Below are 26,238 nucleotides of genomic sequence, written 5' to 3' on the forward strand. Positions count from 1 at the left end.
GTTACCATACGGATAGAAGCCTTGAATTCAGAAGGCTTGCCTTTAGATGTTCTTGTTTCAACAAGCAAGAGCGAAAAAATCTCGAAAGCGTGATATAATAAGGATTCGAGGTTTAAAAGCTTTTTTTTACTAAGTTCATTTGTTAAGGTTTATAATAGAAAAGCAGGTCATTCGACATATTCGAATGTTCATGTATTTTTTTACATCAAGGATTAGTTTTACGTTATTTCATGGATTTTGGAGGAATGTATCATGGTGACAACAGTGCAAAGTACTTTCCGGCAGGAAGCGCTTGCGACATTAGAAGAAGCGAATAACGTCAACCATGCTGTTTTGATAAGCTACTCCAGAAGAGTTGACGATCTGGATCCTCTTGCCTTTTTCCAAAGTGGGGAAGCTGATTTCTTAGGCGAGCGGTTTTTTTGGTCTGATCCAGAAAACGAAATGATTTTTTCTGGACTTGGCAGAGCGGCCGTCATTAAATCATCTGAGCAAGGAAAAGAACGATTCGATACAGTCCATCATGAATGGGAACAATTGAAGCAGCACATGTTCCATATTCATGATGAGAAAGAGTTAAAGCAAGCGGCTGTCGGTCCGCTTTTATTTGGTGGCTTTTCATTTGATCCGTATGAAGAAAAAGCGCGTCACTGGGAAGCATTTGGCGAGGCTCATTTTTTTGTGCCATCCATGATGCTGACTGTTTCAAAAGAAGGGACGTTTCTTACAATCAATGAGTGGAAGCAGGTAAATGGGAACGTCCATCAGCTCCTTCAAGATTTAGAGGAGAAAATGTCCCGTTTTGACGCATTGCCAACACCACCTCTTGGACAAGCTGCTCTTGTTCATATGGAGGAGATTGATGTCAAGGAATGGATGAAGGCAATCAATGATGCGACAGCGCGCATCCGTGCAAATGAATATGAAAAGGTTGTTTTAGCAAGAGAGGTCTTGCTTCATTATAAAGATCAAATTGAACTTGCACCATTATTAGCAGAATTATTAAAGCATCAAACAACTAGTTACGTATTTGCCATTGAGCAAGGAAGACAAGCATTTGTCGGTGCGACACCAGAACGTTTAGTGAAAAAAAACGGGGGAGAAGTGTTTTCTTCCTGTCTAGCGGGTTCAATTGTGCGAGGAAAAAATGAATTAGAAGATCAAGCATTAGGTTATGAGCTGCTTCACGATGAAAAAAATTTAATTGAACACCAAATCGTCGTGAATATGATTGAACAGGCATTTGAAACTAACTGTCATCAGGTGCATAAGCCAAATCAACCAAGCCTGTATAAAACAAAAAACATTCAGCATTTATATACGCCGATTGTTGGTGAAATCAAAAGTAGTTGTTCCCTCTTTTCCTTAATAGAGCAACTTCATCCAACGCCTGCATTAGGAGGATATCCGAAGGAGAAAGCCGTTGAAGTGATTCGTGAAATTGAGCCACTTAAACGAGGGTGGTATGCGGCGCCGGTTGGCTGGATTGATTCTCAAGATAATGGTGAATTTGCTGTTGCCATTCGATCGGGTCTGATTGAAGAAGATCACGTGCGTTTATTTGCGGGATGCGGGATTGTAGAGGACTCACTTGCAGAGCAGGAGTACGAAGAGACACAAGTGAAATTAAGACCAATGTTATCTGCTCTTGGAGGTCGTCCTATTGAATAATCAGATTATGACAAAATATATTGGCAGACTGATGGATGAATTTGTACAAGGCGGCGTTGGTGAGGCGGTGATCTGTCCTGGTTCACGGTCTACGCCTCTTGCTATGCTGGCTCTTGCACATCCAGAAATCAACCCCCATGTGTTAGTAGATGAAAGATCTGCTGCATTTTATGCACTTGGGCTTGCGAAAGCGAAACAAAAACCTGTCCTGCTTATTTGTACTTCAGGAACGGCAGCTGCTAACTTTTATCCAGCAGTTGTAGAGGCACATTATTCACGTGTACCACTAATTGTGTTAACTGCTGATCGACCGCACGAATTGAGGGATGTTGGTGCACCTCAAGCGATTGATCAGCAATTCTTATTCGGCAAGTTTGTTAAATGGTTCACAGACTTAGCACTGCCTGAAGGAAGTCATACGATGCTGAGGTATGTTCAGACAGTTGCTGCTAGAGCGGCACATACGGCGGTGCAGGAACCAAAAGGACCTGTTCAAGTTAATGTGCCGTTAAGAGAACCTTTGCTTCCAGATATGTCAATCGACCCTTTTCAAAGAGAAAAGACAGAGACAAAAAAAGTATTAGCAGCAGGTCAAGCTCTACCAAACGATCAGGTAATGTCAGAGTTAAAAGCGTTAATTGACCAATCAACAAGAGGGCTTATCGTTTGTGGTGAACTTCATGAACAGGAAGATCAAGAGGCTGTGTTAAGTCTTGCTAGAGCATTCCATTATCCGATTCTAGCTGATCCGCTTTCTAACTTACGAAATGGGGCGGCACATCAGGCGTATATCATTGATGCCTATGACTCTTTGCTGAAAGATGAAGAATTGCAAAAACACCTTTTGCCAGATATTGTGATTCGTTTTGGACCTATGCCTGTTTCAAAGCCACTTTTCAAATGGTTAGAAAAGCATGATGAGGTGAAGCAAATTGTTGTGGATGCAGCTGGGGGTTTTCGAGATCCGAGTTTAACTGCAACATATATCATTCAAAGTCATGTTTCCTATTTTGTAGACAACGTGCGGAATGGAGCGGGTAAGCATGAGGATACAACCTATTTAAACAGTTGGCAGTTTGTCAATTCCTCTTTTCGAGCTCATTTGGCTCATTATTCTGATGAAGATCTAACATTTGAAGGAAATGTGTATCGTCAACTTCAGCATCTTGTGCCAAAAGACAGTGTCCTTTTTATCGGAAATAGTATGCCGATTCGTGATGTTGATACTTTTTTTGAGGCGCAGACTAAGCCTTTTCGTTTGATGGCAAACCGAGGGGCAAATGGAATTGATGGCGTGGTGTCAACGGCACTTGGAACGTATGCGGCTCTTAAACAGCCCATCACATTGGTGATTGGAGATTTGTCCTTTTATCATGATCTCAATGGACTTTTGGCAGCTAAGCTGATGAATATCCCGCTGACCGTTGTCTTATTAAATAACGATGGCGGAGGAATTTTTTCCTTCTTGCCTCAGGCTTCTAATGAACCTTATTATGAAAAACTCTTCGGAACACCGACAGGGTTGAATTTTGAGTATGCATCTAAGTTATATGGGGGAACCTATTCGAAGCCAACGACTAAGCAGGAATTTCACGATCTGTACTTGGCACATATAAAAGAGCCAGGACTTCATTTGATGGAGATTGAAACAGACAGACATTCACGTGTAGTCAAGCACCGTCAGATGATGGATGATATATTAGGAGAAGTGAAAAAAGAATGGCTTCACTCATAATACGGATGCATGATGGTGTAGAGTATGAGGTACTGGATCAGAATCAATCGGTCAAGGATGTCACGTTATGTTTACATGGTTTCACAGGAAGTGCAGCATCTTGGGGATTCATTGATTCCTATATGAAGAATACAAGATTGGTTAAGGTGAGTTTACTGGGACATGGCCATACTGATTCACCTCAAAATGTAAAAAGATATGCGATGTCACAGCAATTAGCTGACCTTGCTGACATTTTAGATCATTTAAAGATTCACAAAGTGAACATTCTCGGATATTCTATGGGAGGGCGTATTGCTTTATCCTTTGCTTACCATTATCCAGAACGTGTTGATAAATTAATCCTTGAGAGTACATCTCCAGGTCTTCATTCTTTCAAAGAGCGAATGGCAAGACTAAAGCACGATCATCAGCTTGCTAAGAAGATAAGAAATGAAGGTTTAACTGCGTTTGTGGACTTTTGGGAGAATATTCCGCTGTTTGCATCGCAAAAATCTTTGCCTGCTGACAAACTGGCTCAACTAAGGCAGGGAAGGCTAAAAGCTAATCCACTCGGGTTAGCTCGCAGTCTTGAAGGTATTGGGACAGGTTCACAGCCGTCAATGTGGCGAGCAATGAAGGATATCAGCAAGCCTGTCCTGTTGATTTGCGGAACGCTTGATCAGAAGTTTTGTCAAATAGCAAAACGTATGCATCAAGCGCTTGAATTTAGTCAAGTCGTAATGGTAGAACATGCTGGGCATACGGTTCATGTGGAACAACCACATTTTTTTGGTAGAATAGTAAGTGAGTTTATTTTTCAATAAGATTAGAGGAGGAAATATTGATGGCTATTAAATGGCAAACAGAGCGTCAGTATGACGAAATTTTATACGAAACGTATAATGGGATTGCAAAGATCACCATTAATCGTCCACATGTACATAACGCTTTTACACCAAAAACAGTCACTGAGTTAATTGATGCATTTTCACGTGCTCGTGACAATTCAGAAATCGGCGTTATCGTACTAACAGGTGCTGGAGAAAAAGCCTTCTGTTCTGGTGGAGACCAAAAAGTACGTGGGCATGGTGGTTATGTAGGAGACGACCAAATTCCACGTTTGAATGTTCTGGACTTACAGCGTTTAATTCGTGTCATTCCGAAACCTGTTATTGCAATGGTCGCAGGATATGCAATTGGTGGCGGACATGTCCTTCATGTCGTTTGTGACCTCACAATTGCGGCAGACAATGCGATTTTTGGACAAACAGGTCCGAAAGTCGGCAGCTTTGATGCTGGTTATGGTTCAGGCTATCTTGCACGTATTGTTGGTCATAAGAAAGCGAGAGAAATTTGGTACTTATGTCGTCAATACAATGCACAAGAAGCGCTTGATATGGGACTTGTCAACACAGTTGTACCATTAGATCAGCTAGAAGAAGAAACTGTTAAATGGTGTGAGGAAATGCTAGAAAAAAGCCCAACTGCTTTACGTTTCTTGAAGGCTGCATTTAATGCAGATACTGATGGATTAGCTGGTATTCAGCAATTTGCAGGGGATGCTACACTTCTTTATTACACAACAGATGAGGCAAAAGAAGGACGCGATTCCTTTAAGGAAAAACGGAAGCCAGACTTCGGTCAATTCCCGCGTTTCCCTTGATTCAATGATATAAAAGAAAACAGCTTAGTGCATCAAACTGAGCTGTTTTCTTTTATGAAAAGGAGGTGTCATAATGAAGCAACCGAACTGGCTGTTGCAGCGTGCATATTTAACGCCGGACCGGATCGCATTGATTTATCAAGACGAAAAGTGGACGTTTCGTGAATTAGCCTTGGAAGTAGAGCAACTTTCAAGTAGGCTAGCGAGTGTACCACTCAAAAAGGGGGATACTGTTGCCCTTTTAATGAACAATCATCCGCAAATGGTCATGCTGGTTCATGCCTGTTTTTTATTAGGGTTAAAAATCGTGCTATTGAACAATAAATTGACGAAAGCGGAAAGGCAATATCAGCTTGAAGATGCACAGGCAGCCGTCTTATTAACAGAAACTGTTTTTGCGAAGACACATGAGGGTGATTTACCTGTTTATACACTCGATTCTTTACCAGAACCCAATTCAGATCATGTCGATCAAATGGTCAAAACCTTTGATTTAGAAGAAACAGCAACCATTATGTATACGTCTGGAACGACAGGAAGACCTAAAGGGGTAGAGCAAACGTTTGGTAATCATTTTCATAGTGCTGTATCCTCTGCGCTTAATTTAGGTCTCAGAGAAGATGATCGCTGGCTAATCTCTTTACCACTTTTTCATATTAGTGGGCTATCTGCTTTGTTTAAATCCGTCATATACGGCATGACCGTCATTTTGCATAAGAAATTTGATGTGGATGAAATGAAGGATTCAATTGCACAGCATCGTGTGACAATGATTTCAGTCGTTCAAACGATGTTATCACGTTTATTAAATACAACAGATGAGTGTCCGTCTTCTTTGCGTTGTCTTTTGTTAGGTGGAGGACCTGCGCCTTTACCTGTGCTGCAAGAGAGCAAAAAGAAGGGATTTCCTGTGTTTCAATCATACGGTATGACGGAAACCTGTTCGCAAATAGTGACACTAGCTCCCGAATTTAGTGTAGAAAAACTTGGTTCAGCGGGAAAACCTCTTTTTGGCTGTGAACTAAAAATTCAAAATGGTGAGCGTCCTTGTCGTCCTTTTGAACATGGTGAGATTTTGGTCAAAGGGGCAAATGTGATGAAGGGGTATCTTCATCGAAAAGAAGCAACGGATGCTTCCTTTGAACAAGGGTGGCTCAAAACAGGTGATATTGGATATGTGGATGATGAAGGGTTTCTATTTGTCCTTGACCGCCGTTCAGATTTAATCATCTCTGGTGGAGAAAATATTTATCCTGCCGAAATCGAAGCCGTTCTTTTAACACATCCGCATGTAAAGGAAGCCGGAGTGACGGGTATAGATGATGAAAAATGGGGAGAGGTACCTGCGGCCTTTCTTGTGACAGATCAGGAGATTCCTACTGACGAGCTCTATGCTTTATGTCAATCGCAACTAGCAAAGTATAAATGGCCAACAGTTTTTCACTTTGTGGACGAGCTGCCAAGAAATGCGTCGAATAAATTGCAAAGGCACAGACTCAAGTCAAAGGGGTTTTTAGATGATTCAAATTGAACGAGTGATCTTATATCATGTCAAGATGAAGCTCAAGCAGCATTTTAAAACAAGTTTAGGGACAATAAAAGAACGTGAATTTATTATTGTGGAGGTAAAGGATCAAACGGGTTTAACTGGATGGGGAGAGGTGTCTGCGTTTTCTTCGCCTTGGTACACGGAAGAAACGATTGAGACATGCTATCACATGTTGAGGGCTTTCTTTATCCCAAACGTACTAACACGATCATTTACGCATCCTTCAGAGATCCCAGACAGCTTGTATCATTTTAAGGGCAATAAAATGGCAAAAGCCGGTATTGAAGCGGCTGTTTGGGATATTTATGCAAAGCGTGAGAAAAAGTCCTTACATGAGGTGTTAGGCGGCACAAGAAAGAAAATTCCATCTGGCGTTGTGGTCAGTTTAGGACCGATTGACGATATGCTCGCACAAATCCAGCAATATGTAGAAGAAGGATACCAGCGTGTAAAAGTAAAGATTAAGCCGGGACAGGATATCGGACTTATTCAAAAAATAAGAGAGCGTTTTCCAGATCTCCCATTAATGGCAGATGCGAACTCTGCTTATGAGCTTAAGGATATTAGCAAACTTAAGCAGCTTGATGACTTTCGTTTATTAATGATAGAACAGCCATTATCTGCAGATGATATTGTGGATCATCGTCATTTACAAAAGCATTTGAAAACAGCCATTTGTTTGGATGAAAGTATTTGTTCATTAGACGATGCCCGAAAAGCCATTGAACTAGGTAGCTGTAAAGTGATTAATGTGAAGCCTTCCCGAGTCGGGGGACTTACAGAAGCACTAAAGATTCATACCTTTTGCAAGGAACTTCAGATTCCTTTGTGGTGTGGTGGAATGATTGAATCGGGGATATCACGTGCACAGAATGTGGCACTCGCTTCGCTTCCGCAATTCACTATCCCAGGTGACATATCGGCTTCATCTAAATATTGGGAACAGGATATCATTTTTCCTGAAATCAAAGTTGAAAATGGCTTTATCGAGGTGCCGACTACACCTGGAATGGGCGTTGAAGTTGATTACAAGGCGCTTCGTTCTTTTTCAGATAAAATTGATGTTTTTACAAAAAATGATTTTATGAAATGATAAATAAAAATTGCCCTTTTGCATCAAAAATAAAAAATATGTATAGTGATGATAAGTTTTTCCTTCCCGTAAGATCAAAAAAAGAAAGAGCGGATATCCGCCCTTTCTTACTCTTCTATCAGCTCGCTGTCATATGCAAGCTGTCCGATATACTGATGCATCTCATTTGGCATGTCAGTAACATGACCATATTCGTAAGCCCATAGATTTAAAAAGGAGTGAGCGGCCTGATAAAATGTTCCTTCGTCAGCGTCATGAATTTCATCAAAAAAAGTATGAAGTAGCCGTTCTTTGTTCAAGTGAAGCGCCTCCTTTAATATCTTAAAGGTCTTGAGGTTTAAACGTTTTGCAGTCAGTTTCTTCACTTTTCTCAGCCGTATTTCCTGTGTGGCTGACGACATAAATTGCATCTGCACCACAGCGATTTCCATCATTCCAATAGGTACAGTTGTTTACTTCACAAAGAATTTTTTGACTCATACAGATGACCTCCTTCTGAGTATGACTTGCATGTTTAATGTAACCAAAATGTGCTGAGATCATTCTTTTTAATCTTCCTGGCGAATATAGCGTTTGTCCTTCATAAACAATTTCCAGAAGTAATAGAAACCAGGAAATAAAATGATAAAACCGACGATATACGTAATAAATAGGGCTCTAAACGTAACAGGATCCGTAAATCCAGACATGATAGTAATATCTGGGTATGTCATATAAGGCAAATGAGCACGCCCATACACATAACTCGCAAGGAAATATTGGATGGTTATTGCGACGACAGCCAAACGCGGTTTTCCTCTTCGATGCTTAAACCGAGAATTTGGTAAAAAAAGTGCCAAGCCTGCAAGAAAAAACATGAGTAGAGAAACAAGCAAGGTTGGTAAGTGATGCATCATTTTTGTGAAAAGCCAATTGGCTTCACTTCGTAGTGTCAGCATGATGAAAAAGGCCATCATGAGAGATAGAGGACCGGTAAAGAGAGCACCTCTCCTGTAAATGCTATAGGCTTCATCTTCATCAGCGACATTAGAGAAATCAGCTAAGAGCAATGAAGAAAGAAAAAGCGTGCTGAAAATTGCAAAACCTATAAAAGAATAAACATTCGCACTTGTAAATACCCGTCCGAGATCTAATGAGTAAACTTGATTTTCCTTGAAGATAAATCCACCATGTGTAATAGGAAGAACCATAATTAAAATGGACGGAATGATAAAGCCGCTAATTCCCGAAATATACGTTACCGCTTTGCGATATTTTTTAGGAAGCGAATGAGAAAAAACGAGAAACCCACTTCTTAGCGCAAGAAGCAATAAAATGATGCTGCCTGGTATTAATAAAACGGTACCAAGGACAAAAGTGGCGCCTGGAAAAAGGCTAAACAATGCCACTACAATTGCCACAATAAAGACATTTGTCACCTCCCATGTTGGAGAGAGATACTTATTGGCGATATTTGCTGCCTTTGTTTGTTCTCTATTCATATAAATCATCGACCAAAAACCTGCACCAAAATCCATTGATGCCATCACTGCATAGATAAATACGAATCCCCATAAGATGGTGATTGCAATGAGCGCATCAGTTGTTACATACATTTGCATCAAGATCGCTCCCTTTTTAAGATTCTGTTAGTCGTAGATCTTCTTCAACCGAATGTTTTCGAAAGTAGTACGTAAGCACAATAACGGTTGCTATGCCTAAGATGAGGTACACAATGGTAAACAAGATAAATAGTGTGCCTATAGAACCGGAGGATGTGACAACCTCTGAGGTTTTGAGCATACGGTAAATCACCCAAGGCTGACGGCCCGTACATGCAAATATCCAGCCAAATTCAATGGCTAAGAGACTAAGTGGGCCACCAAACAAGTAAAGAAAAAGCAGCCATTTCGGATAATGTTCACGTTTTAACATTTTACGGTAAAACAAGGCTAACACGGCAAAAAGAATAAGCACTGCTCCAATGATGACCATTCCGTTAAATAATGTGTGAATAAACAAAGGAGGCCATTCGTCTCTAGGAAAATCATTCAATCCTTTTACCACAGTATCAAAACTGTTTCCTGCTAAGAAACTGAGTGCCCATGGAATTTCAATCGCTCCTTTAATTTCCTGCGTATTGGCATCTGTAAACCCGCCAATTGCAAGAGGCGCATGTGATTGTGTTTCAAATAAACCTTCTGCACCTGCTAATTTTTCAGGCTGATATTCATACAGGAGCTGAGCGGATTCGTGACCGTTTATAGCTGTTAGAAAAGAGAAGAGACCACCCACGATTAGCCCGAGAAAAAGGGCTTTACGATGAAAGGTATAAAGCTTCTCATTTTTTCTTGTTTTTAGCATTTTAAAAGCAGCCACTGAAGCAATGACAAAAGCACCCGTCGTAAAAGCAGATAGCACGACGTGTGTAGCGGTCACAACAAAACTTGGATTGAAAAATGCCTTCCAAGGTTCTATATCAGTGATTTCTCCATTGATCATCTTGAACCCAGCAGGTGTTCCTTCAAACGCATGTACGTTCGTAATGAGAATCGCTGAAGCAGCAGCTCCAATCACAACAAAAATGACAGTGATAATCCGCATGGCTGGTGATAAACGATCGGCTGCGTATACATAAATAGACATAAATAACGCTTCAATAAAAAAAGCATAAATTTCAATTTGAAATGGGAGGGACATAACTTTTCCAATGACCTCCATAAAGCCCGGCCATAGAAGGGCGAGCTGAGTACCGGCAATTGTACCGGTTGGGATTGCTACCCCTAAAAGAACAGCCTGTGCTTTTGTCCAACGTTTTGCCATGATGGCATAATGAGGGTCTTTTGTTTTTTGAAAAATGAGTTCAGCTAACAAAATCATTAACGGGATGCCGACGCCAAGGGAGGCATAAACAATATGAAAGCCCATTGTTGTTCCAAAAAGGCTTCTAGCTAAAACGAGATCAGTCAATATCTTCTCCGCCTTTCTTATTACATCTCTTTTTCATGTGCTTATTATTCTCCACCAGTTTTAGATTATTCTTCCTGAATCAGAAAGCTTGTTTTTTGACATGTTATTTAAAAGGGAGTAAAATTACTACATAAAACGTAATGATTACGTTTTAAAAAAGAAAGGAGATTTCATATTGAAAAGAAATATTCATCCAACATCACATGAAGTTGTATTTATGGACGTAAATAGCGGCTACCGCTTCTTAAGCAGATCCACCAAGACGTCAAATGAGACGGTAGAGTGGGAAGACGGAAAGACATATCCTGTCATTAAAGTGGAAACAAGTTCTGATACGCACCCTTTTTATACAGGGCGCCAGAAGTTTGGAGAAAAAGGCGGTAGAGCCGAACAGTTTAAGAAAAAATATCAGATGTAAGAAAAGAAGCGCACCACAAGTTCGGTGTGCTTCTTTATTAGATGAAAAGACCCCCGCTGTGCGCAGAGGTTTAAAATTTAATCGTTTAATGCTGTTTTTAAAGTGTTTAAATTTTGTTTCATTAAGCTGATGTAGCTTTCACCATTTTTCGCATCGTCTTCGGTAATGGATTCAAGGTTTTTGAGTGTGAGACTTTTTGCGCCAATTTCACTACGAATCGTATCTGAGACTTTACTGCTGACGTTATTTTCGAAAATCACATATTTAATGTGATGCTTTTCCGCTTGCTTTACAATGTTTTCGAGCTGTTTTTGGGAAGGCTCTTCAGAAGCTGATAGACCTAGTACACTGATTTGCTCAATACCATAGCGCTTTTCCCAATAACCGTAAGCGGCATGAGAGACAAGAATTTCTTTATGTTTGGCTTTTGACAAAGTGGTTTTGAATTCTTGATCTAATGCTTGTAATTCTTTTTTTAGTTTTTCATAGTTTTTTGTGTATTCGTCTTTATGATCTGGGTCTAACGAAACGAGTGTGTTTTTAATATTTTTAGCCATTTGCTCGGCATGTACTGGATCTAACCATGCATGCGGATCTTTATCGCCGTGATCATGATCTTCGTCATCATCATGTGCATGTTCTTCTTTTGTAGATAATAGTTTGATTCCTTCAGCTGCTTTGACGGTTTTCACGCCTTGATCTTTTAACGTAGCGGCTGTTTTGTCAGCGAATGCTTCAGCGCCTGTGCCGCTATAAATAAAGGCATCTCCTTCAGCCATTTCGACCATCGTTTTAGAGCTCGGTTCAAAGCTGTGTGCATCTGCATTGGCAGGGTAAACGCTTTGAGCATGGACGTGAGAGCCACCAATTTTTTCAGTAAAATCTTGAATTGGAAAGATGGTTGTGTAAATGTTTAATGTCCCGTCTGCTTTTCCTTTGGAAGCGTGAGTCCCCGCACTGCTTGAGCAAGCGGTTAGGGCGATCATTAAAAGTACAGTTGTTAAAATAAAAAAGATTTTTTTCATGTTGAAAATGTCTCCTCTCAATCTATCAGATAGAAATAATTACGATTTAATGTCCGGAGTTATTGTATCGTAATAATTACGATTTGAAAAGAGGAAAATAAAAATTTCTCATTAAGCAGAGGATTTTTCTAAAAAAAAATCGCAAAACGTGACGAAATTTCAAACATTGTGCTATATTTATTTTTAAAAAAAGCAAAAGGAATGAATCAACTTATGAAACTTTTAGATGAAATCCTGGAATATAATCAACAATTTATTGAAGAGAAGAAATACGAGGAGTTCACGACAACGAAGTTTCCTCAGAAAAAAGCCGTCATTCTATCATGCATGGATACGCGACTTGTTGAACTATTGCCACGTGCAATGAATATGAAAAATGGAGATATCAAAATTGTTAAAAGTGCTGGTGCTCTTGTATCTCACCCATTTGGCAGTATTATGCGAAGCATTTTAGTGGCAGTCTATGAACTAAATGCTGACGAAGTATATGTTATCGGACATCACGATTGCGGGATGAGTAAAATTGATAGCAAAACGCTTTTAGATAAAGCCATTGAGCGCGGTATTCCAGAAAAACGAATTGAAGTGTTAGAGTACTCAGGAATTGATTTTAAACAGTGGCTCAAAAGCTTTAGCTCAGTAGAAGAGAGTGTCAAGGACAGTGTGTCAGTTGTAAAAAATCACCCGCTTCTTCCAACTGATGTGCCTGTTCATGGGCTAGTGATTGATCCTGGCACAGGCAAGCTTGACTTAGTTGTAAACGGATATGAAGAATGAAACTAATTTACTTTTCCTTTTTTAGGCGGAACAGGGTCTACTCCGCCGGGATGGAGTGGATGGCATTTTAAGATCCGTTTCATTGTGAGCCAGCCGCCCTTTAAAGCGCCATGAGTTTTAATGGCCTCCAGACCATAGTTTGAGCAGGTTGGATAAAACCGGCAGCTAGGCGGTGTCATCGGAGAAATAAACTTTTGATAAAAACGGATGATGCCGATAAAAATTTGTTTCATGCTGATTCCTCCTTGTCTGTTCTTCACAGTATAAGAAAAAATGACAAGGAAGGAAAGTTTATAAACTAACCTCGTTGGAGAAATATGTTATAATATAGAAAATCGCAATTATAGGAGTGGTGATTAATGCCTTCAGTAGAAAGCTTTGAACTTGACCATAATGCAGTAAAAGCTCCATACGTTCGTCATTGCGGCGTTCATAAGGTTGGGTCAGATGGTGAAGTGAATAAATTTGATATACGTTTCTGTCAGCCGAATAAGCAAGCCATGAAACCTGATACCATTCATACATTAGAGCATTTACTTGCTTTTAACATCAGAACACATGCAGCGAAGTATGATCATTTTGATATTATTGATATTTCTCCTATGGGTTGTCAAACAGGCTATTACTTAGTGGTGAGCGGCGCTCCAACACCAAAAGAGATTGTTGAACTACTTGATGCAACATTTAAGGAAGCTGTTGAAGTAACAGAAATTCCTGCTGCGAACGAAGAGCAATGCGGTCAGGCGAAGCTTCATGACCTTGAAGGTGCAAAACGGATGATGCGTTTCTGGCTTTCTCAGGATCAAGAAGAGCTATTAAAAGTATTTGGATAACATGAGTGAACCGGACATTGTCCGGTTTTTTTAATGGGAATAGAACATATGGTGCCGAAATAGGGGATATTTGTTAAAATGGACATGTGAGTCAAAAAAAGGAGGGAACACGGATGCGAAAAATGGTGGGAATCATCCTTATGCTATTGTTGCTTAATGCATGTGGAAACTCCGCAGTGAGCAATGACAAAGGGGAAGTACCTAAAATGTTAGAAGTAAAACTAACGGGACCAGAGCAGGTTGAGAAAAATGAAAGCGTTACAGTAAAAGCAACTGTCACATATGGTCATACGCCTGTTGACGATGCAGATGATGTTCAGTTTGAAGTGTGGAGAGATGGCGACAAGGAAAAAAGCCAGATGATTCAGCCGAAGAAAGAGAGTCATGGCGTGTATAAATTACATACAAGCTTCAAACAAGAAGGTCTTTATATGATACAAGTCCACGTGACAGCTAAACAGCAACATCATATGCCGAAAACAAAAATCAATGTAGGTCAGGTTGAAAAAAACAGTCCATCTACTGAAGATGAGACAACTTCACATCATTGAAAGTGATTTTATTTTGGGTGAGGACGATGGTTTGGTTCGGATTCTTGAGGTGAATCGATTTTATGCTTATAATCATAAGCTTTCGATGTTGTCCACAGTGATAAAAATAAAACAATTGAGATAATGATAAAGCTGATAATCCCAAGTAACAGCATCTAACTCCCTCCTTATTTCCATATTAACATATATTTCATACAGGCAAAATAATATTTAACGGTAGGTTTCAGTATAATAAAAAAGGGGTATTCTCATACTAATCGTTCAACTACATAAGGAGGAATCAACATGTCAGAGAAATTATTAAACGTCGTCAACAAACAAGTAGCAGATTGGACTGTGCTTTATGTGAAGTTACATAACTATCATTGGTATGTCAAAGGAAAAGAATTCTTTACACTCCATGAAAAATTCGAGGAATTATATACTGAAGCGGCAACATATATTGATGATTTGGCCGAGCGTATGCTTGCGTTAAATGGAAAACCTGTTGCTACAATGAAAGCGTGCTTAGAAATTTCTAGCATTCAAGAAGCTGAAGGTAACGAATCACCTGAGCAAATGGTGAAAAATCTATATAATGACTTCTCAAATGTTGCAGAGGAGTTAAAGCAAGGGATGGAGCTAGCCGCAGAGGTTGGTGATGATACTACTGGTGATATGTTCTTGGCGATTCATCAATCCATTGAAAAGCATAACTGGATGTTAAAAGCATATTTAGGATAGGCAACATATGCAAAGAATGTCGATCACAAAAAGATCGGCGTTCTTTTTTTATTGTTTTGTGACAGACAGCCCATTGAAATCACGTGGCTTTGAGCCGAAGAGATAAGAGAAGGGAGGGGAGAATATGTCCTCAATTTCAGGGATGATGAGTCAGCAAGTGGCCAGCATTCAAAAAACGCTCAACATGAGTTTGCTTAATTCACAGCTTGCTACAAACACTGCGCAAGCAATGGTGATGCTGGATCAAGTGCAGCAGCAACCACATGCTGTCCAACCTAAAAACTCAGATGCTGCATTGATTGATGTCAGGATTTAACGAAGAAAAAGTCACCTTTCACGAGGTGGCTTTTTTGCCTTTATTTTGAGTCGTCCAAGCTATTTAAAAGAAGCGGCATATACTATTTACGTAAAGAGTTCCACTATGAAAGGATGTTGATGCCAAGTGAACAAGGATTCGGACATCTTTTCGTTGTTTACAGTCAGTTTGTCAGCAATGGGCTTTCTGTTTGGTGGAGCAGGATATTTACTTATGATGCTAGTGACACTTATGGGTATTGAATTAATTTGTTCAAGCCTAAGAGAGTTTGTGATAGGGCAGCTGACAATGAAACGGCTTTTCACTCGGCTTGTTCGAAAGATCGTGACGCTCTCTTTAATTTCAATGGCACATTTCTTTGATGTCATGTTACAGACAAGCGGAACAATCAAAGATTTAGCGATTATTTTTTATATCACTTATGAATCTTATCAAATTGTATCGACAGCATGTGCGCTAGGAATTCCAATTCCACAGTTATTTATTGATGTTTTAGAAATGATTAAAAATAAATTGCGCAAAAAGCCGTAATTTGTACAAATCTGGTCATACTAAAGGAAAAAGGATGAATCAGATGGCTAGACATACGTACTATGTATCCGTTCAAGACGGGTCCATATCACAGCACAGAGATGCGGCTGCTTGGCAGTTTCAAATACAAGCAGATGATGATCAAATTTTGCAGTTGAGAGAATATTTTGAAGAACAATATATGTCAGATTGGAAAGGGTTCTTTCGGGCGCATGTTCCGTTTCTTGAGTATCATTATGACAGTCCAAATGATGAGATGGACAGAAAAAGAAAAGAGATCTATTCAATGATCTATGAGCTTGGCAATGAAGAGACAAAGAATTTTATTGAAACAAATGGTTTAATGAATTGAAAAAAGCGTGTACCCTCGCATTTGGTTGTCAGGTCTTGAATGTTGGTGCTCACCTTCCTAGACTTCAATGGGTTTTTTGAACACTAAAAAGAAGACAAAGGGCTAAAATAAACATCGTTTCAGCCCTTTGTCAACAATTTGGGATATGTGGATTTTCCTACATGCTTTTATTTACGTTGTTGTAAGAAGCCGCCGATAAGGTCAGAGATGCCGCCCCTATTCTCTTGTTGCGTCTGAATTGAATTGGTCATTTCATGTGATGAGCTTTGGGGTTGAGGTTGGTAGTGATGATTATCAATTCCAACCCGTACACCGGACTTTCGCTCAAATGGCTGAATCATGACAATTTGACCCGGTTCTTGAAATTCAAATAAATACGACTCGCCAGAAGTTTGTCCAATGAAGGTTTTCCAGTTCACATCTAATTTGACTTTCGGTGCTTTGCCTGTCCATGCAACAATGGCATCAGGGTCTACTCGGCACGGTGCTTTTAAAATAAGCGGATTCCCAGTGGTTTTAATCGCTACTTGTGCCCCATATTCCTGATAGGAGAGCTTTGAGGTGAACAGTCCTTTTTGAGATAAAATACCGACCCCTACTGGCGTCACTCCATAGTGGCATTGCTCAGTAAATGCAAGCAAATCCTCACTTTCCACACAGACATATTGCCAAGGACCGCTGGGCTCGAGATTGATCACCGTTACGTGCTGACTTGAATCAGCCAAAAAGCAAGTACCTTGCCCGCTTACTTCCATCATTTCAAGGTTTTCGCCTGTTAATTTCCTGCTTATATGGTTAAATACTTGACTGACCATATTACCTTTGTTGGTTCCCAGTAATCGTTTGCGATATTGGAAGGTTCCTTGTTCTGCAATCATAGCCCCTTTTTTGGCAAAAAAGATGCCGCTGCCTTCTGCTTGTAAGGTCAGTTCCTCTATTGTATTGAAATGAAATCCCATATGTGCCTGCTCCTTTACTGCTTCAAAATGTAAATCGATACAAGTGGCATAAATCCTTTCAATTCATTGTTGTCCCTTGTCCAATGTCGGTGACTCTTCATTCATGAAGATCTCGTGATATTTTAGCGCAAATGATGGACGTGCAATAAGAATAATTCTCTGTTACTGATGTGATCATTGAGTTGAAATGCGTACATATGCATTTGTTACATTTCCAAAGTGATGCGCCCGCTGATCTTTATCATGAATGGTTGCGGTCATAATCATTTTATGAATATCAGGAGAGACTCTGCTCAATTGCATAATGATCATTTCATTGTCTCGATTGCTTACACCAATCTGATGATCCCCAAGATGTCGAACAGCACCGTCTAGACATTGTTGTTGGTGATCATAGATCATGCTTTAAAGACACAAGCTTGTCCTCATGATTTCATCAAAATAAATCAATAGGCTGACCCGATACATCCCAGCCAAGTCCAATGTGGATTTGATCTAAGTTTGGATTGATTTTCGTCATCTAACTTTTGTCCTTTCATAAGTTTTTCTTTGTTACCTCATGAGAGACAGCTTCTTTTTCAGATGATCTGTTTTTTTCTTGTTTTGACCTATTTGTTCCTTATGCAGCTTCCTAAAGATCCACGATTAAAAATGGATAGATATGGAGATGATAAAAACGTTTTAACAAGATACCTAATTGAAGATACAGACGAAATTGCACCGCTCGTTTGTTTCACTTTTGATAAAAATTCTTCAGAGAAATGTGATCTATGGTATGATGTTTTACAAGAACAAAGGCAGGATATGAGGGATTTGACATGCATGTATTTAAAGACTATTACCATAATACGGTCAAGCTCTCTTTTGAAGAGAGGCCTTTTTCAAGTCATCCTAAGCATGTATGGGCCATTTGCCGTTACCAAGGGAAATGGTTGCTGACTGAACATGAGGATCGAGGCTTTGAGTTTCCAGGAGGTAAAGTGGAGCCGAATGAAGAAGCTGACGAAGCCGCTATACGGGAGATTCATGAAGAGACGGGCGCTGTTGTTCGTGAATTAACGTATATTGGGCAATATCAAGTGCTTGGCAAAGAGAAGGTCATTGTCAAGAATATATATTTCGCTGATATTGAAAGGCTGGAGAAGCAAGACACGTATTATGAAACGAAAGGACCCGTTCTTTTCACTGACTTACCAAGATCAATCGCAAAAAATAAAAATTTCAGTTTTATTATGAAGGATGATGTATTGAAGAAGAGTCTGGAATATTTAAAACATAACGGTTTTATTCCTTAAAAAATCCCATTTTTGAGACAGGGATTAAAATACCTTTATGAAACAGCCAGTTGTCGAAACTCTTTCGGTGACTGGTTGTTTCATTTGAACAGCCTCTTCTTTTATGCTTGCATCTTCATACAAAAAACACCTTCAAATTGTTTTCAGGTATTCTATCCCCGATTTTCAACTTAAAGGTGTTTTATTGCTTCAGATTGTTTTATTTTTGAAGGAAGCGGCGCTCGAGCCATTCGACCAGTTGGTACATAATGGTGGCAAATATGGCGATGATGAAAAGACTTAAAAATACAAGTGTAAAGTTAAAGACTTGGAATCCGTAAATGATCATGTAACCTAAACCTTTAGAGGAAACTAAAAATTCTCCCACGATCACACCGACCCATGAAAGTCCAACATTGACTTTAATGGCGGAGATCATCGTTGGAATACTTGCAGGCAACATAACCTCCTGAAAGACCACTCTTTTATTCGCACCAAATGTTTTCATGACTTTCAAATAATTTTCATCCACTTCTTGAAAGGCTGTGTAAATGACGATGGTTGTAATAATGACACTGATGATCGCTCCCATTGCCACAATGCTGATCATGCCAGGACCAAGTGCAACAATTAAGATAGGAGCGAGAGCGACTTTTGGCATGGCGTTTAAAATGACTAAATAAGGATCAAGGACATTAGCCAGTCGGGGTGACCACCATAAAGCGGCAGCAAGCAAAATGCCGCAAAAAGTGCCAAGCAGAAATCCTAGGACTGTTTCAAACAAAGTAATACTCATGTGATTGATTAATGATCCATCTGATATTTTTTGTAAAAACAACTGGCAGACGGAAGATGGTGAACTAAAGATAAGCGGATCAATGAGCCTTACACGGCTGGCAAGCTCCCAAAGTGAAAAGAAGCTAACAAAAATGATGAGCTGATACAGGCGTGTGATTCGTTTATCCATGCGATGCTTTTTTCGATACGCTTCATGTAAAAGGTCACTGTGCTTCAACTGATTTCAGCTCCTTCCAAATGGTTTGAAAGAGCTTTTGAAAGTTTGAAGACTGTCTGGCTTCAAACGGAGAGAGGGCTCTCAGGTCTTCAGGAACTGTGAAAATCCGCTGGATAGAGCCGGGGTGCTTTGAAAATAAGTATATCCGATCACTCATGGCAATGGCTTCTCCAATATCATGGGTGACGAGTACCGCAGTTTTTTGATAGTTTTTTAATGTGTGAAAAACGAGGTCTTCTAAAGTCAGTTTGGTTTGATAGTCTAGTGCTGAGAATGGCTCATCTAGTAAGAGGAGTCCGGGATCAACTGCAAGCGTTCGTGCAAGTGCTGCACGTTGTCTCATTCCTCCTGACAGCTCCTTTGGGTATTTCGACTCCACATGATGCAGTCCAAGTTTTGGCAATAAACTAAGTGCTGTCTCGATGGCTTCATGTGAATCTTGTTTGGCAATTTTTAAACCGAGAATGACGTTTTCTTTGATGGTTTTCCAAGGGAATAAATAATCTTGCTGGAGCATATAGCCGATTTGGTGCTCCTTTTGATTGGGTTCCTTCCCTTCGATCAGAATTCGGCCTTCAGAGGGGGGAGTAATCCCTGCGATAATAGACAGCAACGTTGTTTTTCCACAGCCGCTAGGGCCGATAAATGAGATGAATTCACCTTGTGCGATGTCCATATTGATGTGCTGAATGGCCGTTGTTTTTTCTTTTAAAGAGTAATACGTATGGGTCACATGGTCAATTTGAAGGAAAGACATGTGCTACCTCCTTATATTATTTGTTGTCTGTGACCTTCTTCGCAATGGATGGATCTACAAGCTGTTTGTATGGAATATATTGTAGCAATTCGCCGCTCGCCTTCATGATTTCTTGTAATTTGTTCCACTCTTTTTCATTCAAAAGGGGATTTGTGGCATATGACTGTTGCTGCTTGTAGCGTTTGATGGCTGTCGTTAAAATATCAAGTTCCGTATCAGGGAAATGGGATTGAATTGTCTTGGCAATTTCTTCAGGACTCTTTGTTTCTACCCATTGTTGGGCTTTGTAAATGGCACGAGTAAAGGCTTCTGCCGTCTCTTTGTTTTCTTCTAAGTAACTCTTTTTAGCCATGAAGGTGGTATACGGTACTTTGCCAGAAGCTTCTCCAAAGGAGGCGGTAATGTAGCCTTTGCCCTCTTTTTCAATTAAGGAGGCAGCCGGCTCAAATAACTGAACAAAGTCACCAGTTCCAGAGGAAAAGGCACCGGAAATATTTGCGAAGTCAATATTTTGAATCATGCGTACATCCTTTTTTGTATCAATGCCTTCCTTTTTTAGGACATATTCACCAACCATTTGTGGCATGCCGCCTTTCCGTTGTCCGAGAAATTCTTTCCCTTTCAACATATCCCAAGAGAAGTGAGTCACTTTTTCTTTTGAGACAAGAAATGTGCCATCTGTTTGTGTGAGCTGTGCAAAGTTGATGACAGAGTCTTTTGATCCTTGTGACTCAACATAAATTGAGGACTCAGATCCGGTTAGGGCAATATTGGCGCCTCCAGATAAGAGTGCAGTCATGGTTTTGTCGCCACCCCATGTGGTTTTAACCACAACATCGAGCTGTTCTTCCTGAAAGAATTCTTTTGATAATGCCACGTAAAGGGGGGCATAAAACACTGAATGAGTGACCTCGGCTACTTGTACGGTTTGCTCTTGTTCTTTTTGACAGGCGACAAATGGAATAAAGAGCAGGACTATGAATATGAATGCGAGTCTCACTTTGATGGAACGATTCAAGAGTAATTCGCCTCCTTTGTTCTAGATCACTAATTAAAGTATGTCAAAAAGGAGTTTTGGTGAGTGCCTAGATGAAGAAGGAAGCGCATTTAATATTTATAGAACGTGTCTTTTTTTCTATACTGGAAGCATGATTGCTTTTCTTGCATTTGGTAGAAAAAGGAGCGGTTTGGTGTATAGAGTTAGTTGGGTGTTTGTCGGCTGGTATATTGTTGGTCTTTTATTAATGGTGTTTTTTAAAGTCCCTGCATGGCTCCAGTTTGCCAACGGTATATTTCTTGTTTTGTACGCATGTTGCGTCATGGAGATAGGCCGGAATATTTATGGGCGTTGGAGAATTGTCGTCAAAAAAGCAGCCATTGTTGGGCTTCTGACGTTTACGGTTGAATGGGTAGGGGTCAAAACAGGATTTCCGTTTGGTGCCTATGATTACTATCCGACCTTAGGTTTTCTTGTAGCAGGGGTTCCATTAACGATTGCCTTTGCATGGGTAGGGGTTTTTCTTAATAGTCTTTTTTTATCTAGACAAGATGCGAAATGGAAACGAGCCATTGAAACGGGCATTTGGATTGTGCTACTTGATCTCATATTAGACCCAGTTGCCGCTGAGCGGAAATTTTGGATTTGGTATGATGGTGGCGGTTTTTTTGGTATTCCTTTTGAGAATTTTGTTAGCTGGGGTATGATTGGGGCAAGTCTCTCTTTTATTTTTCCGCTTGTATCTATTGATCGAAAGGCACTGCTCTGGACGAGTCGCATTTATCAGGCGATGGTGCTTTTTTTCGGTCTTCTAGCATTAAAGGGCGACTTAGATGTGATTTTTTATCTAGCGCTTGTCATTGTCATTTTGTGTGAAGGAAGGGTTCAATTTGAAAGAAAGCGACAAAAGCCGTTCGTTTAGACGAGTCTTTTATATATATCTCAAACGATACTTACTAAACAAGCATTTCCGCTGTCTGATGTTGAAAGGAAGGATTGATCCGAAGGAGAAGCTTCCTGTTCTTTATATTGCAAATCACAGCTCGTGGTGGGATGGACTGATCATTTTTCTTTTAACTGAAAAAGTTTCTAATCTAGATCATTATATGATGATGGAGGAGAAGCAGTTAAAGCAGTATCAATTTTTCCGTAAGCTTGGTGCGTTTCCAGTTCATAAGGAGGAGCTTAAAAGTGTCAAACAAGCATTGATGACGGCAAAAGACAAAATGGAGACTGGTGCTGCTGTATGGCTTTTTCCACAAGGAAAAATCATGCATCAAGATGCGAGACCGCTTGAGCTGGAAGGCGGGGCTTCTTTTTTAGTGAGACAATTTGATAAGGTCGTGGTAAAGCCTGTGACCTTGCATTATACGTTTAATCAATTTCAAAAACCGACGGTATCAGTCGTGTTCGGAGAAGATGCCGTTTTATCTGGAGAGTCACTTCGGAAAAAGGAAGTGACTCATATGTTGTCAAATTTGCTTGAAACCCAGTTAAATACGCATCAAGCACATGTCATTGCTGATCCAGACTTTTCATCGAACAAAGAATTTGTGCAGATGACGAGAACAAGTCTTTCAACAAGTGATGTGTTTGATTCCTTTAAAAAGTGGGTGAAAACATGGCGATCTTCTTAATCGTGATTTGTGTTTTTCTTCTCTGTCAATTCATCTTTACGATATGGAATGTAAAGCAGTTTCCTACCTTGGAGCCAGTTTCTTCTCCTTCTTCTGATGAGAATATATCATTGTCGATTCTCATCCCAGCAAGAAACGAGGAAAAACGGATTGAAGCCTGTCTTCAATCTATCGTTAATCAGCGTGTTTTGCCGAAGGAGCTCATTGTGCTTGATGATCATTCAACGGATCAGACAAGAGCCATCGCAGAACGTTACGCAAAAACGTATCCATGGATTTATGTGAAATCGGGTAAATCATTACCGCAGGGGTGGCTTGGTAAATCATATGCGTGTTTTCAGTTAGCTGAGGAGGCGTCGTCTAATTGGTTGCTATTTTTAGATGCAGATGTGAGGTTAAAGACGGGAGCAGTTGAGGCAGTATACAAGCAGTTGTGTATTCAAAAAACGGGGATGCTTTCAGGCTTCCCAGAGCAAAAAACAGGCACTTTCCTTGAGCATCTGGTGGTCCCAATGATGATGTTTACGATTGGTTGTCATCTACCGGTTAAGTGGGTAAGCACATCCAACAATCCTCATTTTGCAGCAGCTCATGGCGGTTTTATTGCTATTGAAAAGGACTGTTATCTTGCAGTTGGCGGTCATGAAGCGATTAAAGATTCGCTTGTAGATGATATGGCACTTGCAAGACGCGTGAAGCAAATGGGGTATCCGTTTACGCTTGCCAGTATCCATCCATTTGTTTATATGAGAATGTATGAAAATGGACAGGAAGTATGGGAAGGCTACCGCAAAAACATATTTCCTGGTGTGAATCGGAATATTGCTTTATTAAGTGGTGTCTTTTGCTTATACACCATACTTTATTTGGCTCCAGTCATTTGTCTGCTGATCGCACTTGTCCAAGTGGATTTTACGAACATCTGTTTAGCCATTCTTTGCTACGGACTAGGTGTATCAATAAAAGCTGCGATTGATATAGAGAATGGCAGGACGTCCGCTATGGCTTTTTTATTACCACTTAGCATTCTTACATTGATCGCCATTGGCATTGCCTCTATAAAGATCGGGCTGAAAAAAGAAGGATATGTATGGAAGGGAAGAAGATATGAATGAAAAAAGTCATCATCATTGGTGGAGGTCTAGGCGGATTATCGGCTGCAATTCGCCTGCAGTCAAGTGGGTTTCAAGTCACCATTCTTGAAAAGGAAGCAGCTCTTGGCGGGAAGTTACAGCGCCACAAAGGAGAAGGATACTCTTTTGATTTGGGGCCAAGTACCATCACGATGAAGGCGTATTTTGAAGAGGTATTCACAGCCTGTCATAGACGAATGGAAGATTATGTGACATTTTATCCCATTTACCCGCTTACAAAAAACTTTTTTTCAGATGGTCATACTGTCGAGCTCACGCCGCATATAGAGCAGATGGAAACACAAATTGCCCAATTTAGTCCAGAGGATGCAAAGCAATATCGCGCATTTTTACGTGAATCAAAGAGGCTGTTTCAATTAGCAGAGGATCAGTTTTTAAATCGTTTGTTATTGACATGGAAGGATAAGACGGATATGAAGTTGATGAAAGCATTTCTTGCTGTTAAACCTTTTACATCCGTTCAGCGGCTGCTGCGTCAATATTTTCGTCATCCCCATACACTGGCTATGTTTGGGCGTTATGCAACATATATTGGTTCATCACCATATGAAGCACCAGCGATTTTTAATATGATGGCGTATTTAGAAGGGGAAAAGGGCATTTATGGGGTGAAGGGCGGTACATATCGATTAGTTGAAGCTTTTGAAACATTGGCGAAGGAATTAGGTGTACAGATTCAAGTAAACGAGCAAGTGAAAACAATTCATGTAACAGATCGGCGTATCCAGGGAGTTGAGACGGGTCAAAAAATGTATGAAGCAGATCAAGTCATTGCGGGAGCAGATGCGCTCACCGTCTACCGGCAGCTAATCGCTGAAAAAGATCGTCCGAGTTATCTGAATCAAAAACTGTCGAAAATAGAGCCATCTTTATCTGGCTTTGTCCTCTTACTTGGTGTGCCTAAAGTATATGAACAGCTTTCTCATCATAATGTGTTCTTCCCTGAGAATTATGAGCAGGAATTCAAGGATATCTTCCAGCGAAAGCAATTGCCGAATGATCCGACGCTTTACATTTGCTATTCAGGCCATTCTGAACCGGATTTGAGCGGGGGAACAGATAGAAGTAACTTTTTTGTACTGGCAAATGCGCCTTATGTGACAAAAGAGCAAGATTGGGACATGCTAAAGGAGACATATCGTCAGCATATCAAAACAAAATTAAAGGAAAAAGGTTTTTTTGATATTGAACAGCTTGTAGAGTATGAGGCTGTTCAAACGCCGCTTGACTTGCAACAGAAAACCGGCGCTTATCAAGGAGCCATTTACGGCATGTCCTCAAATTCTTTTAAGCAAGCGTTCTTTCGAATCAATAATAAATCAAAGGATATTGAAGGGCTTTGGTTTGTAGGAGGGACAAGTCATCCGGGAGGCGGGACCCCGATTGTTACAAAATCAGGACAGCTAGTCGCAGAAGCGATTACGAGACAATACGAGTAACGAAGAATGAAAAGGAGAGACAACGAGTGATTGTGGAAAAAAGAAGGTTTCCTTCACCCCATCCGAATATTCACTTATACACAGTGACGTATAAGGCAGATGGACTCCGGATAAAAGGGCTACTCGCAGAACCAACAGAAGATGGCACTTATGATGGCTTTCTCTATTTAAGAGGCGGCATTAAAAATGTCGGGATGGTCAGGCCAGGGAGAATCGTGCAATTTGCAGCGCAAGGCTTTGTTGTGTTTGCTCCTTTTTATCGCGGAAATCAGGGGGGCGAAGGCAACGAAGATTTTGCAGGAGAGGACAGGCAAGATGCTTTTGCTGCATTTCAGCTTTTGAAGCATCATCCTAAGGTGAAAAAAGACCGTATCCATATTTTTGGCTTTTCTCGTGGCGGTATGATGGGGATTTGGACGGCTGTTGAAATGAAGGAGAAGGCCGCATCCTTTGTTTCATGGGGAGGCGTGAGTGATATGAAGCTCACTTATGAAGAACGTGTTGATATGAGAAGAATGATGAAGCGTGTGATTGGCGGTCCGCCACATAAAGTACCAGAGGAATACGAGGTGAGAACCCCCCTGAATGTCGTGGATCAAATCGAAGCACCTGTTTTAATTATTCATGGAGAACAGGATCAAAATGTTTCGATTGAGCATGCGTATTTATTGGAGGAAGCATTACGTAAGCATGGAAAGTCTGTGGAGACATGGTATTTCCACGGATACAATCATTATTTCCCCCCGCAACATAACCGAGAGATTGTCAGACGGCTGTCAACATGGATGCACAGCCGAAAAAGCGGAAATATGGTAAAATAAATGCTAGAAAGAAATAT

32 protein-coding genes are annotated in these 26,238 nt (G+C 40.4%); 20 read left to right on the forward strand and 12 right to left on the reverse strand.

Annotated features, from left to right (window positions below; all coding sequences use genetic code 11):
• Positions 1-252 precede the first annotated feature (252 nt).
• From ABVJ71_RS15680 to menC, 6 genes are all read left to right on the forward strand, one after another.
• Positions 253-1,671, forward strand: coding sequence for an isochorismate synthase MenF (locus ABVJ71_RS15680; RefSeq protein WP_353854835.1), 1,419 nt, complete (start codon positions 253-255; stop codon positions 1,669-1,671).
• The gene (gene menD / locus ABVJ71_RS15685; protein WP_353854836.1) at positions 1,664-3,406 is read left to right on the forward strand and encodes a 2-succinyl-5-enolpyruvyl-6-hydroxy-3-cyclohexene-1-carboxylic-acid synthase; all 1,743 of its coding nucleotides are present in this window, start codon (positions 1,664-1,666) and stop codon (positions 3,404-3,406) included. Before ABVJ71_RS15680 ends, menD begins: the two co-directional genes overlap by 8 nt.
• Positions 3,391-4,212 (forward strand): 2-succinyl-6-hydroxy-2,4-cyclohexadiene-1-carboxylate synthase, encoded by an 822-nt coding sequence (menH, locus tag ABVJ71_RS15690; protein WP_353854837.1) that lies wholly within the window; start codon positions 3,391-3,393, stop codon positions 4,210-4,212. Before menD ends, menH begins: the two co-directional genes overlap by 16 nt.
• A gap of 20 nt (positions 4,213-4,232) precedes the next feature.
• Entirely contained in the window at positions 4,233-5,051 is an 819-nt protein-coding gene (menB, locus tag ABVJ71_RS15695; RefSeq protein WP_353854838.1) for a 1,4-dihydroxy-2-naphthoyl-CoA synthase, read from the forward strand.
• A 73-nt stretch (positions 5,052-5,124) separates the two neighbouring features.
• Positions 5,125-6,582, forward strand: a complete 1,458-nt coding sequence (locus tag ABVJ71_RS15700) for an o-succinylbenzoate--CoA ligase (protein ID WP_353854839.1) — start codon at positions 5,125-5,127, stop codon at positions 6,580-6,582.
• Positions 6,569-7,693, forward strand: coding sequence for an o-succinylbenzoate synthase (menC, locus tag ABVJ71_RS15705; protein ID WP_353854840.1), 1,125 nt, complete (start codon positions 6,569-6,571; stop codon positions 7,691-7,693). The genes ABVJ71_RS15700 and menC overlap by 14 nt, the downstream gene beginning before the upstream one ends.
• A gap of 107 nt (positions 7,694-7,800) precedes the next feature.
• Here menC and ABVJ71_RS15710 read toward each other — a convergent pair whose 3' ends face one another.
• From ABVJ71_RS15710 to ABVJ71_RS15725, 4 genes are all read right to left on the reverse strand, one after another.
• Entirely contained in the window at positions 7,801-7,992 is a 192-nt protein-coding gene (locus tag ABVJ71_RS15710; protein ID WP_353854841.1) for a hypothetical protein, read from the reverse strand.
• A 22-nt stretch (positions 7,993-8,014) separates the two neighbouring features.
• The gene (locus ABVJ71_RS15715; RefSeq protein WP_353854842.1) at positions 8,015-8,173 is read right to left on the reverse strand and encodes a DUF1540 domain-containing protein; all 159 of its coding nucleotides are present in this window, start codon (positions 8,171-8,173) and stop codon (positions 8,015-8,017) included.
• 68 nt (positions 8,174-8,241) lie between these two features.
• Positions 8,242-9,288 carry a cytochrome d ubiquinol oxidase subunit II gene (locus tag ABVJ71_RS15720; protein WP_353856711.1) on the reverse strand — a complete coding sequence of 349 codons (1,047 nt, stop codon included), beginning with the start codon at positions 9,286-9,288 and terminating at the stop codon, positions 8,242-8,244.
• Positions 9,289-9,310: 22 nt separating this feature from the next.
• Positions 9,311-10,642, reverse strand: a complete 1,332-nt coding sequence (locus ABVJ71_RS15725; protein WP_353854843.1) for a cytochrome ubiquinol oxidase subunit I — start codon at positions 10,640-10,642, stop codon at positions 9,311-9,313.
• Between the two features lie 175 nt (positions 10,643-10,817).
• On the opposite strand from ABVJ71_RS15725, the gene ABVJ71_RS15730 reads away from it, so the two are divergent.
• Positions 10,818-11,060 carry a type B 50S ribosomal protein L31 gene (locus ABVJ71_RS15730; RefSeq protein ID WP_353854844.1) on the forward strand — a complete coding sequence of 81 codons (243 nt, stop codon included), beginning with the start codon at positions 10,818-10,820 and terminating at the stop codon, positions 11,058-11,060.
• 77 nt (positions 11,061-11,137) lie between these two features.
• On the opposite strand, the gene ABVJ71_RS15735 is transcribed toward ABVJ71_RS15730, so the two are convergent.
• Positions 11,138-12,085 (reverse strand): zinc ABC transporter substrate-binding protein, encoded by a 948-nt coding sequence (locus ABVJ71_RS15735; RefSeq protein ID WP_353854845.1) that lies wholly within the window; start codon positions 12,083-12,085, stop codon positions 11,138-11,140.
• Positions 12,086-12,298: 213 nt separating this feature from the next.
• Here ABVJ71_RS15735 and ABVJ71_RS15740 point away from each other — a divergent pair, with 213 nt between their 5' ends.
• A complete protein-coding gene (locus tag ABVJ71_RS15740; protein WP_353854846.1) occupies positions 12,299-12,862 on the forward strand; it encodes a carbonic anhydrase in 564 nt (187 codons plus the stop codon).
• Positions 12,863-12,864: 2 nt separating this feature from the next.
• On the opposite strand, the gene yidD is transcribed toward ABVJ71_RS15740, so the two are convergent.
• On the reverse strand, positions 12,865-13,095 hold the full coding sequence (yidD, locus tag ABVJ71_RS15745) for a membrane protein insertion efficiency factor YidD (RefSeq protein WP_353854847.1): 231 nt from the start codon (positions 13,093-13,095) through the stop codon (positions 12,865-12,867).
• A 126-nt stretch (positions 13,096-13,221) separates the two neighbouring features.
• On the opposite strand from yidD, the gene ABVJ71_RS15750 reads away from it, so the two are divergent.
• Complete coding sequence (locus tag ABVJ71_RS15750; RefSeq protein WP_353854848.1) at positions 13,222-13,695, forward strand: S-ribosylhomocysteine lyase; 474 nt, start codon at positions 13,222-13,224, stop codon at positions 13,693-13,695.
• A 113-nt stretch (positions 13,696-13,808) separates the two neighbouring features.
• Positions 13,809-14,246, forward strand: coding sequence for a FixH family protein (locus ABVJ71_RS15755; RefSeq protein WP_353854849.1), 438 nt, complete (start codon positions 13,809-13,811; stop codon positions 14,244-14,246).
• A gap of 8 nt (positions 14,247-14,254) precedes the next feature.
• Here the strand turns inward: ABVJ71_RS15755 and ytzI are convergent, their stop codons facing one another.
• Positions 14,255-14,401 carry a YtzI protein gene (ytzI, locus tag ABVJ71_RS15760; protein WP_353854850.1) on the reverse strand — a complete coding sequence of 49 codons (147 nt, stop codon included), beginning with the start codon at positions 14,399-14,401 and terminating at the stop codon, positions 14,255-14,257.
• Between the two features lie 130 nt (positions 14,402-14,531).
• On the opposite strand from ytzI, the gene ABVJ71_RS15765 reads away from it, so the two are divergent.
• The 4 genes from ABVJ71_RS15765 (at position 14,532) to ABVJ71_RS15780 (ending at position 16,168) form a co-directional block, all read left to right on the forward strand.
• The gene (locus tag ABVJ71_RS15765; protein ID WP_353854851.1) at positions 14,532-14,969 is read left to right on the forward strand and encodes a Dps family protein; all 438 of its coding nucleotides are present in this window, start codon (positions 14,532-14,534) and stop codon (positions 14,967-14,969) included.
• Positions 14,970-15,093: 124 nt separating this feature from the next.
• The gene (locus tag ABVJ71_RS15770) at positions 15,094-15,285 is read left to right on the forward strand and encodes a hypothetical protein (RefSeq protein WP_353854852.1); all 192 of its coding nucleotides are present in this window, start codon (positions 15,094-15,096) and stop codon (positions 15,283-15,285) included.
• A 126-nt stretch (positions 15,286-15,411) separates the two neighbouring features.
• Positions 15,412-15,816 carry a phage holin family protein gene (locus ABVJ71_RS15775; protein WP_353854853.1) on the forward strand — a complete coding sequence of 135 codons (405 nt, stop codon included), beginning with the start codon at positions 15,412-15,414 and terminating at the stop codon, positions 15,814-15,816.
• A gap of 43 nt (positions 15,817-15,859) precedes the next feature.
• Positions 15,860-16,168 carry a hydrolase gene (locus tag ABVJ71_RS15780; RefSeq protein WP_353854854.1) on the forward strand — a complete coding sequence of 103 codons (309 nt, stop codon included), beginning with the start codon at positions 15,860-15,862 and terminating at the stop codon, positions 16,166-16,168.
• A 167-nt stretch (positions 16,169-16,335) separates the two neighbouring features.
• Here the strand turns inward: ABVJ71_RS15780 and ABVJ71_RS15785 are convergent, their stop codons facing one another.
• The gene (locus ABVJ71_RS15785) at positions 16,336-17,127 is read right to left on the reverse strand and encodes an AIM24 family protein (RefSeq protein ID WP_353854855.1); all 792 of its coding nucleotides are present in this window, start codon (positions 17,125-17,127) and stop codon (positions 16,336-16,338) included.
• Positions 17,128-17,301: 174 nt separating this feature from the next.
• Positions 17,302-17,529 (reverse strand): TerD family protein, encoded by a 228-nt coding sequence (locus ABVJ71_RS15790; protein ID WP_353854856.1) that lies wholly within the window; start codon positions 17,527-17,529, stop codon positions 17,302-17,304.
• A 416-nt stretch (positions 17,530-17,945) separates the two neighbouring features.
• On the opposite strand from ABVJ71_RS15790, the gene ytkD reads away from it, so the two are divergent.
• The gene (ytkD, locus tag ABVJ71_RS15795) at positions 17,946-18,422 is read left to right on the forward strand and encodes an RNA deprotection pyrophosphohydrolase (protein WP_353854857.1); all 477 of its coding nucleotides are present in this window, start codon (positions 17,946-17,948) and stop codon (positions 18,420-18,422) included.
• Positions 18,423-18,621: 199 nt separating this feature from the next.
• Here ytkD and ABVJ71_RS15800 read toward each other — a convergent pair whose 3' ends face one another.
• The 3 genes from ABVJ71_RS15800 to ABVJ71_RS15810 are packed head-to-tail and all read right to left on the reverse strand — an operon-like array spanning position 18,622 to position 21,191.
• Positions 18,622-19,368, reverse strand: coding sequence for an ABC transporter permease (locus ABVJ71_RS15800; RefSeq protein WP_353856712.1), 747 nt, complete (start codon positions 19,366-19,368; stop codon positions 18,622-18,624).
• Between the two features lie 34 nt (positions 19,369-19,402).
• A complete protein-coding gene (locus ABVJ71_RS15805; protein ID WP_353854858.1) occupies positions 19,403-20,173 on the reverse strand; it encodes an ABC transporter ATP-binding protein in 771 nt (256 codons plus the stop codon).
• A gap of 16 nt (positions 20,174-20,189) precedes the next feature.
• Positions 20,190-21,191 (reverse strand): ABC transporter substrate-binding protein, encoded by a 1,002-nt coding sequence (locus tag ABVJ71_RS15810; protein ID WP_353854859.1) that lies wholly within the window; start codon positions 21,189-21,191, stop codon positions 20,190-20,192.
• Positions 21,192-21,363: 172 nt separating this feature from the next.
• Here ABVJ71_RS15810 and ABVJ71_RS15815 point away from each other — a divergent pair, with 172 nt between their 5' ends.
• Genes ABVJ71_RS15815 through ABVJ71_RS15835 form a run of 5 tightly spaced genes read left to right on the forward strand, consistent with a single transcriptional unit; the run spans position 21,364 to position 26,221 of the window.
• Positions 21,364-22,092, forward strand: a complete 729-nt coding sequence (locus tag ABVJ71_RS15815; RefSeq protein ID WP_353854860.1) for a carotenoid biosynthesis protein — start codon at positions 21,364-21,366, stop codon at positions 22,090-22,092.
• The gene (locus ABVJ71_RS15820) at positions 22,061-22,807 is read left to right on the forward strand and encodes a lysophospholipid acyltransferase family protein (RefSeq protein WP_353854861.1); all 747 of its coding nucleotides are present in this window, start codon (positions 22,061-22,063) and stop codon (positions 22,805-22,807) included. The genes ABVJ71_RS15815 and ABVJ71_RS15820 overlap by 32 nt, the downstream gene beginning before the upstream one ends.
• A complete protein-coding gene (locus ABVJ71_RS15825) occupies positions 22,792-23,922 on the forward strand; it encodes a glycosyltransferase (protein ID WP_353854862.1) in 1,131 nt (376 codons plus the stop codon). The genes ABVJ71_RS15820 and ABVJ71_RS15825 overlap by 16 nt, the downstream gene beginning before the upstream one ends.
• Entirely contained in the window at positions 23,919-25,400 is a 1,482-nt protein-coding gene (crtI, locus tag ABVJ71_RS15830; RefSeq protein WP_353854863.1) for a phytoene desaturase family protein, read from the forward strand. Before ABVJ71_RS15825 ends, crtI begins: the two co-directional genes overlap by 4 nt.
• Positions 25,401-25,426: 26 nt before the next feature.
• A complete protein-coding gene (locus ABVJ71_RS15835) occupies positions 25,427-26,221 on the forward strand; it encodes a prolyl oligopeptidase family serine peptidase (RefSeq protein WP_353854864.1) in 795 nt (264 codons plus the stop codon).
• Positions 26,222-26,238 lie beyond the last annotated feature (17 nt).

It is taken from the genome of Bacillus sp. Bos-x628 (genome assembly GCF_040500475.1).
GTDB classification, from domain to species: Bacteria; Bacillota; Bacilli; order Bacillales; family Bacillaceae; genus Bacillus; species Bacillus maqinnsis.

Coding starts and splice junctions, on each gene's coding strand:
- ABVJ71_RS15700 (WP_353854839.1), top strand. CDS start 5,125: ATGAAGCAACCGAACTGGCTGTTGCAGCGTGCATATTTAACGCCGGAC.
- crtI (WP_353854863.1), top strand. CDS start 23,919: ATGAAAAAAGTCATCATCATTGGTGGAGGTCTAGGCGGATTATCGGCT.
- ABVJ71_RS15720 (WP_353856711.1), bottom strand. CDS start 9,288: ATGTATGTAACAACTGATGCGCTCATTGCAATCACCATCTTATGGGGA.
- ABVJ71_RS15680 (WP_353854835.1), top strand. CDS start 253: ATGGTGACAACAGTGCAAAGTACTTTCCGGCAGGAAGCGCTTGCGACA.
- ABVJ71_RS15715 (WP_353854842.1), bottom strand. CDS start 8,173: ATGAGTCAAAAAATTCTTTGTGAAGTAAACAACTGTACCTATTGGAAT.
- ABVJ71_RS15750 (WP_353854848.1), top strand. CDS start 13,222: ATGCCTTCAGTAGAAAGCTTTGAACTTGACCATAATGCAGTAAAAGCT.
- menC (WP_353854840.1), top strand. CDS start 6,569: ATGATTCAAATTGAACGAGTGATCTTATATCATGTCAAGATGAAGCTC.
- ABVJ71_RS15805 (WP_353854858.1), bottom strand. CDS start 20,173: ATGTCTTTCCTTCAAATTGACCATGTGACCCATACGTATTACTCTTTA.
- ABVJ71_RS15765 (WP_353854851.1), top strand. CDS start 14,532: ATGTCAGAGAAATTATTAAACGTCGTCAACAAACAAGTAGCAGATTGG.
- ABVJ71_RS15740 (WP_353854846.1), top strand. CDS start 12,299: ATGAAACTTTTAGATGAAATCCTGGAATATAATCAACAATTTATTGAA.
- ABVJ71_RS15825 (WP_353854862.1), top strand. CDS start 22,792: ATGGCGATCTTCTTAATCGTGATTTGTGTTTTTCTTCTCTGTCAATTC.
- ABVJ71_RS15800 (WP_353856712.1), bottom strand. CDS start 19,368: ATGGATAAACGAATCACACGCCTGTATCAGCTCATCATTTTTGTTAGC.
- menB (WP_353854838.1), top strand. CDS start 4,233: ATGGCTATTAAATGGCAAACAGAGCGTCAGTATGACGAAATTTTATAC.
- ABVJ71_RS15790 (WP_353854856.1), bottom strand. CDS start 17,529: ATGATCTATGATCACCAACAACAATGTCTAGACGGTGCTGTTCGACAT.
- ABVJ71_RS15735 (WP_353854845.1), bottom strand. CDS start 12,085: ATGAAAAAAATCTTTTTTATTTTAACAACTGTACTTTTAATGATCGCC.
- ytkD (WP_353854857.1), top strand. CDS start 17,946: ATGCATGTATTTAAAGACTATTACCATAATACGGTCAAGCTCTCTTTT.
- ytzI (WP_353854850.1), bottom strand. CDS start 14,401: ATGCTGTTACTTGGGATTATCAGCTTTATCATTATCTCAATTGTTTTA.
- ABVJ71_RS15755 (WP_353854849.1), top strand. CDS start 13,809: ATGCGAAAAATGGTGGGAATCATCCTTATGCTATTGTTGCTTAATGCA.
- ABVJ71_RS15780 (WP_353854854.1), top strand. CDS start 15,860: ATGGCTAGACATACGTACTATGTATCCGTTCAAGACGGGTCCATATCA.
- yidD (WP_353854847.1), bottom strand. CDS start 13,095: ATGAAACAAATTTTTATCGGCATCATCCGTTTTTATCAAAAGTTTATT.
- ABVJ71_RS15770 (WP_353854852.1), top strand. CDS start 15,094: ATGTCCTCAATTTCAGGGATGATGAGTCAGCAAGTGGCCAGCATTCAA.
- ABVJ71_RS15785 (WP_353854855.1), bottom strand. CDS start 17,127: ATGGGATTTCATTTCAATACAATAGAGGAACTGACCTTACAAGCAGAA.
- menH (WP_353854837.1), top strand. CDS start 3,391: ATGGCTTCACTCATAATACGGATGCATGATGGTGTAGAGTATGAGGTA.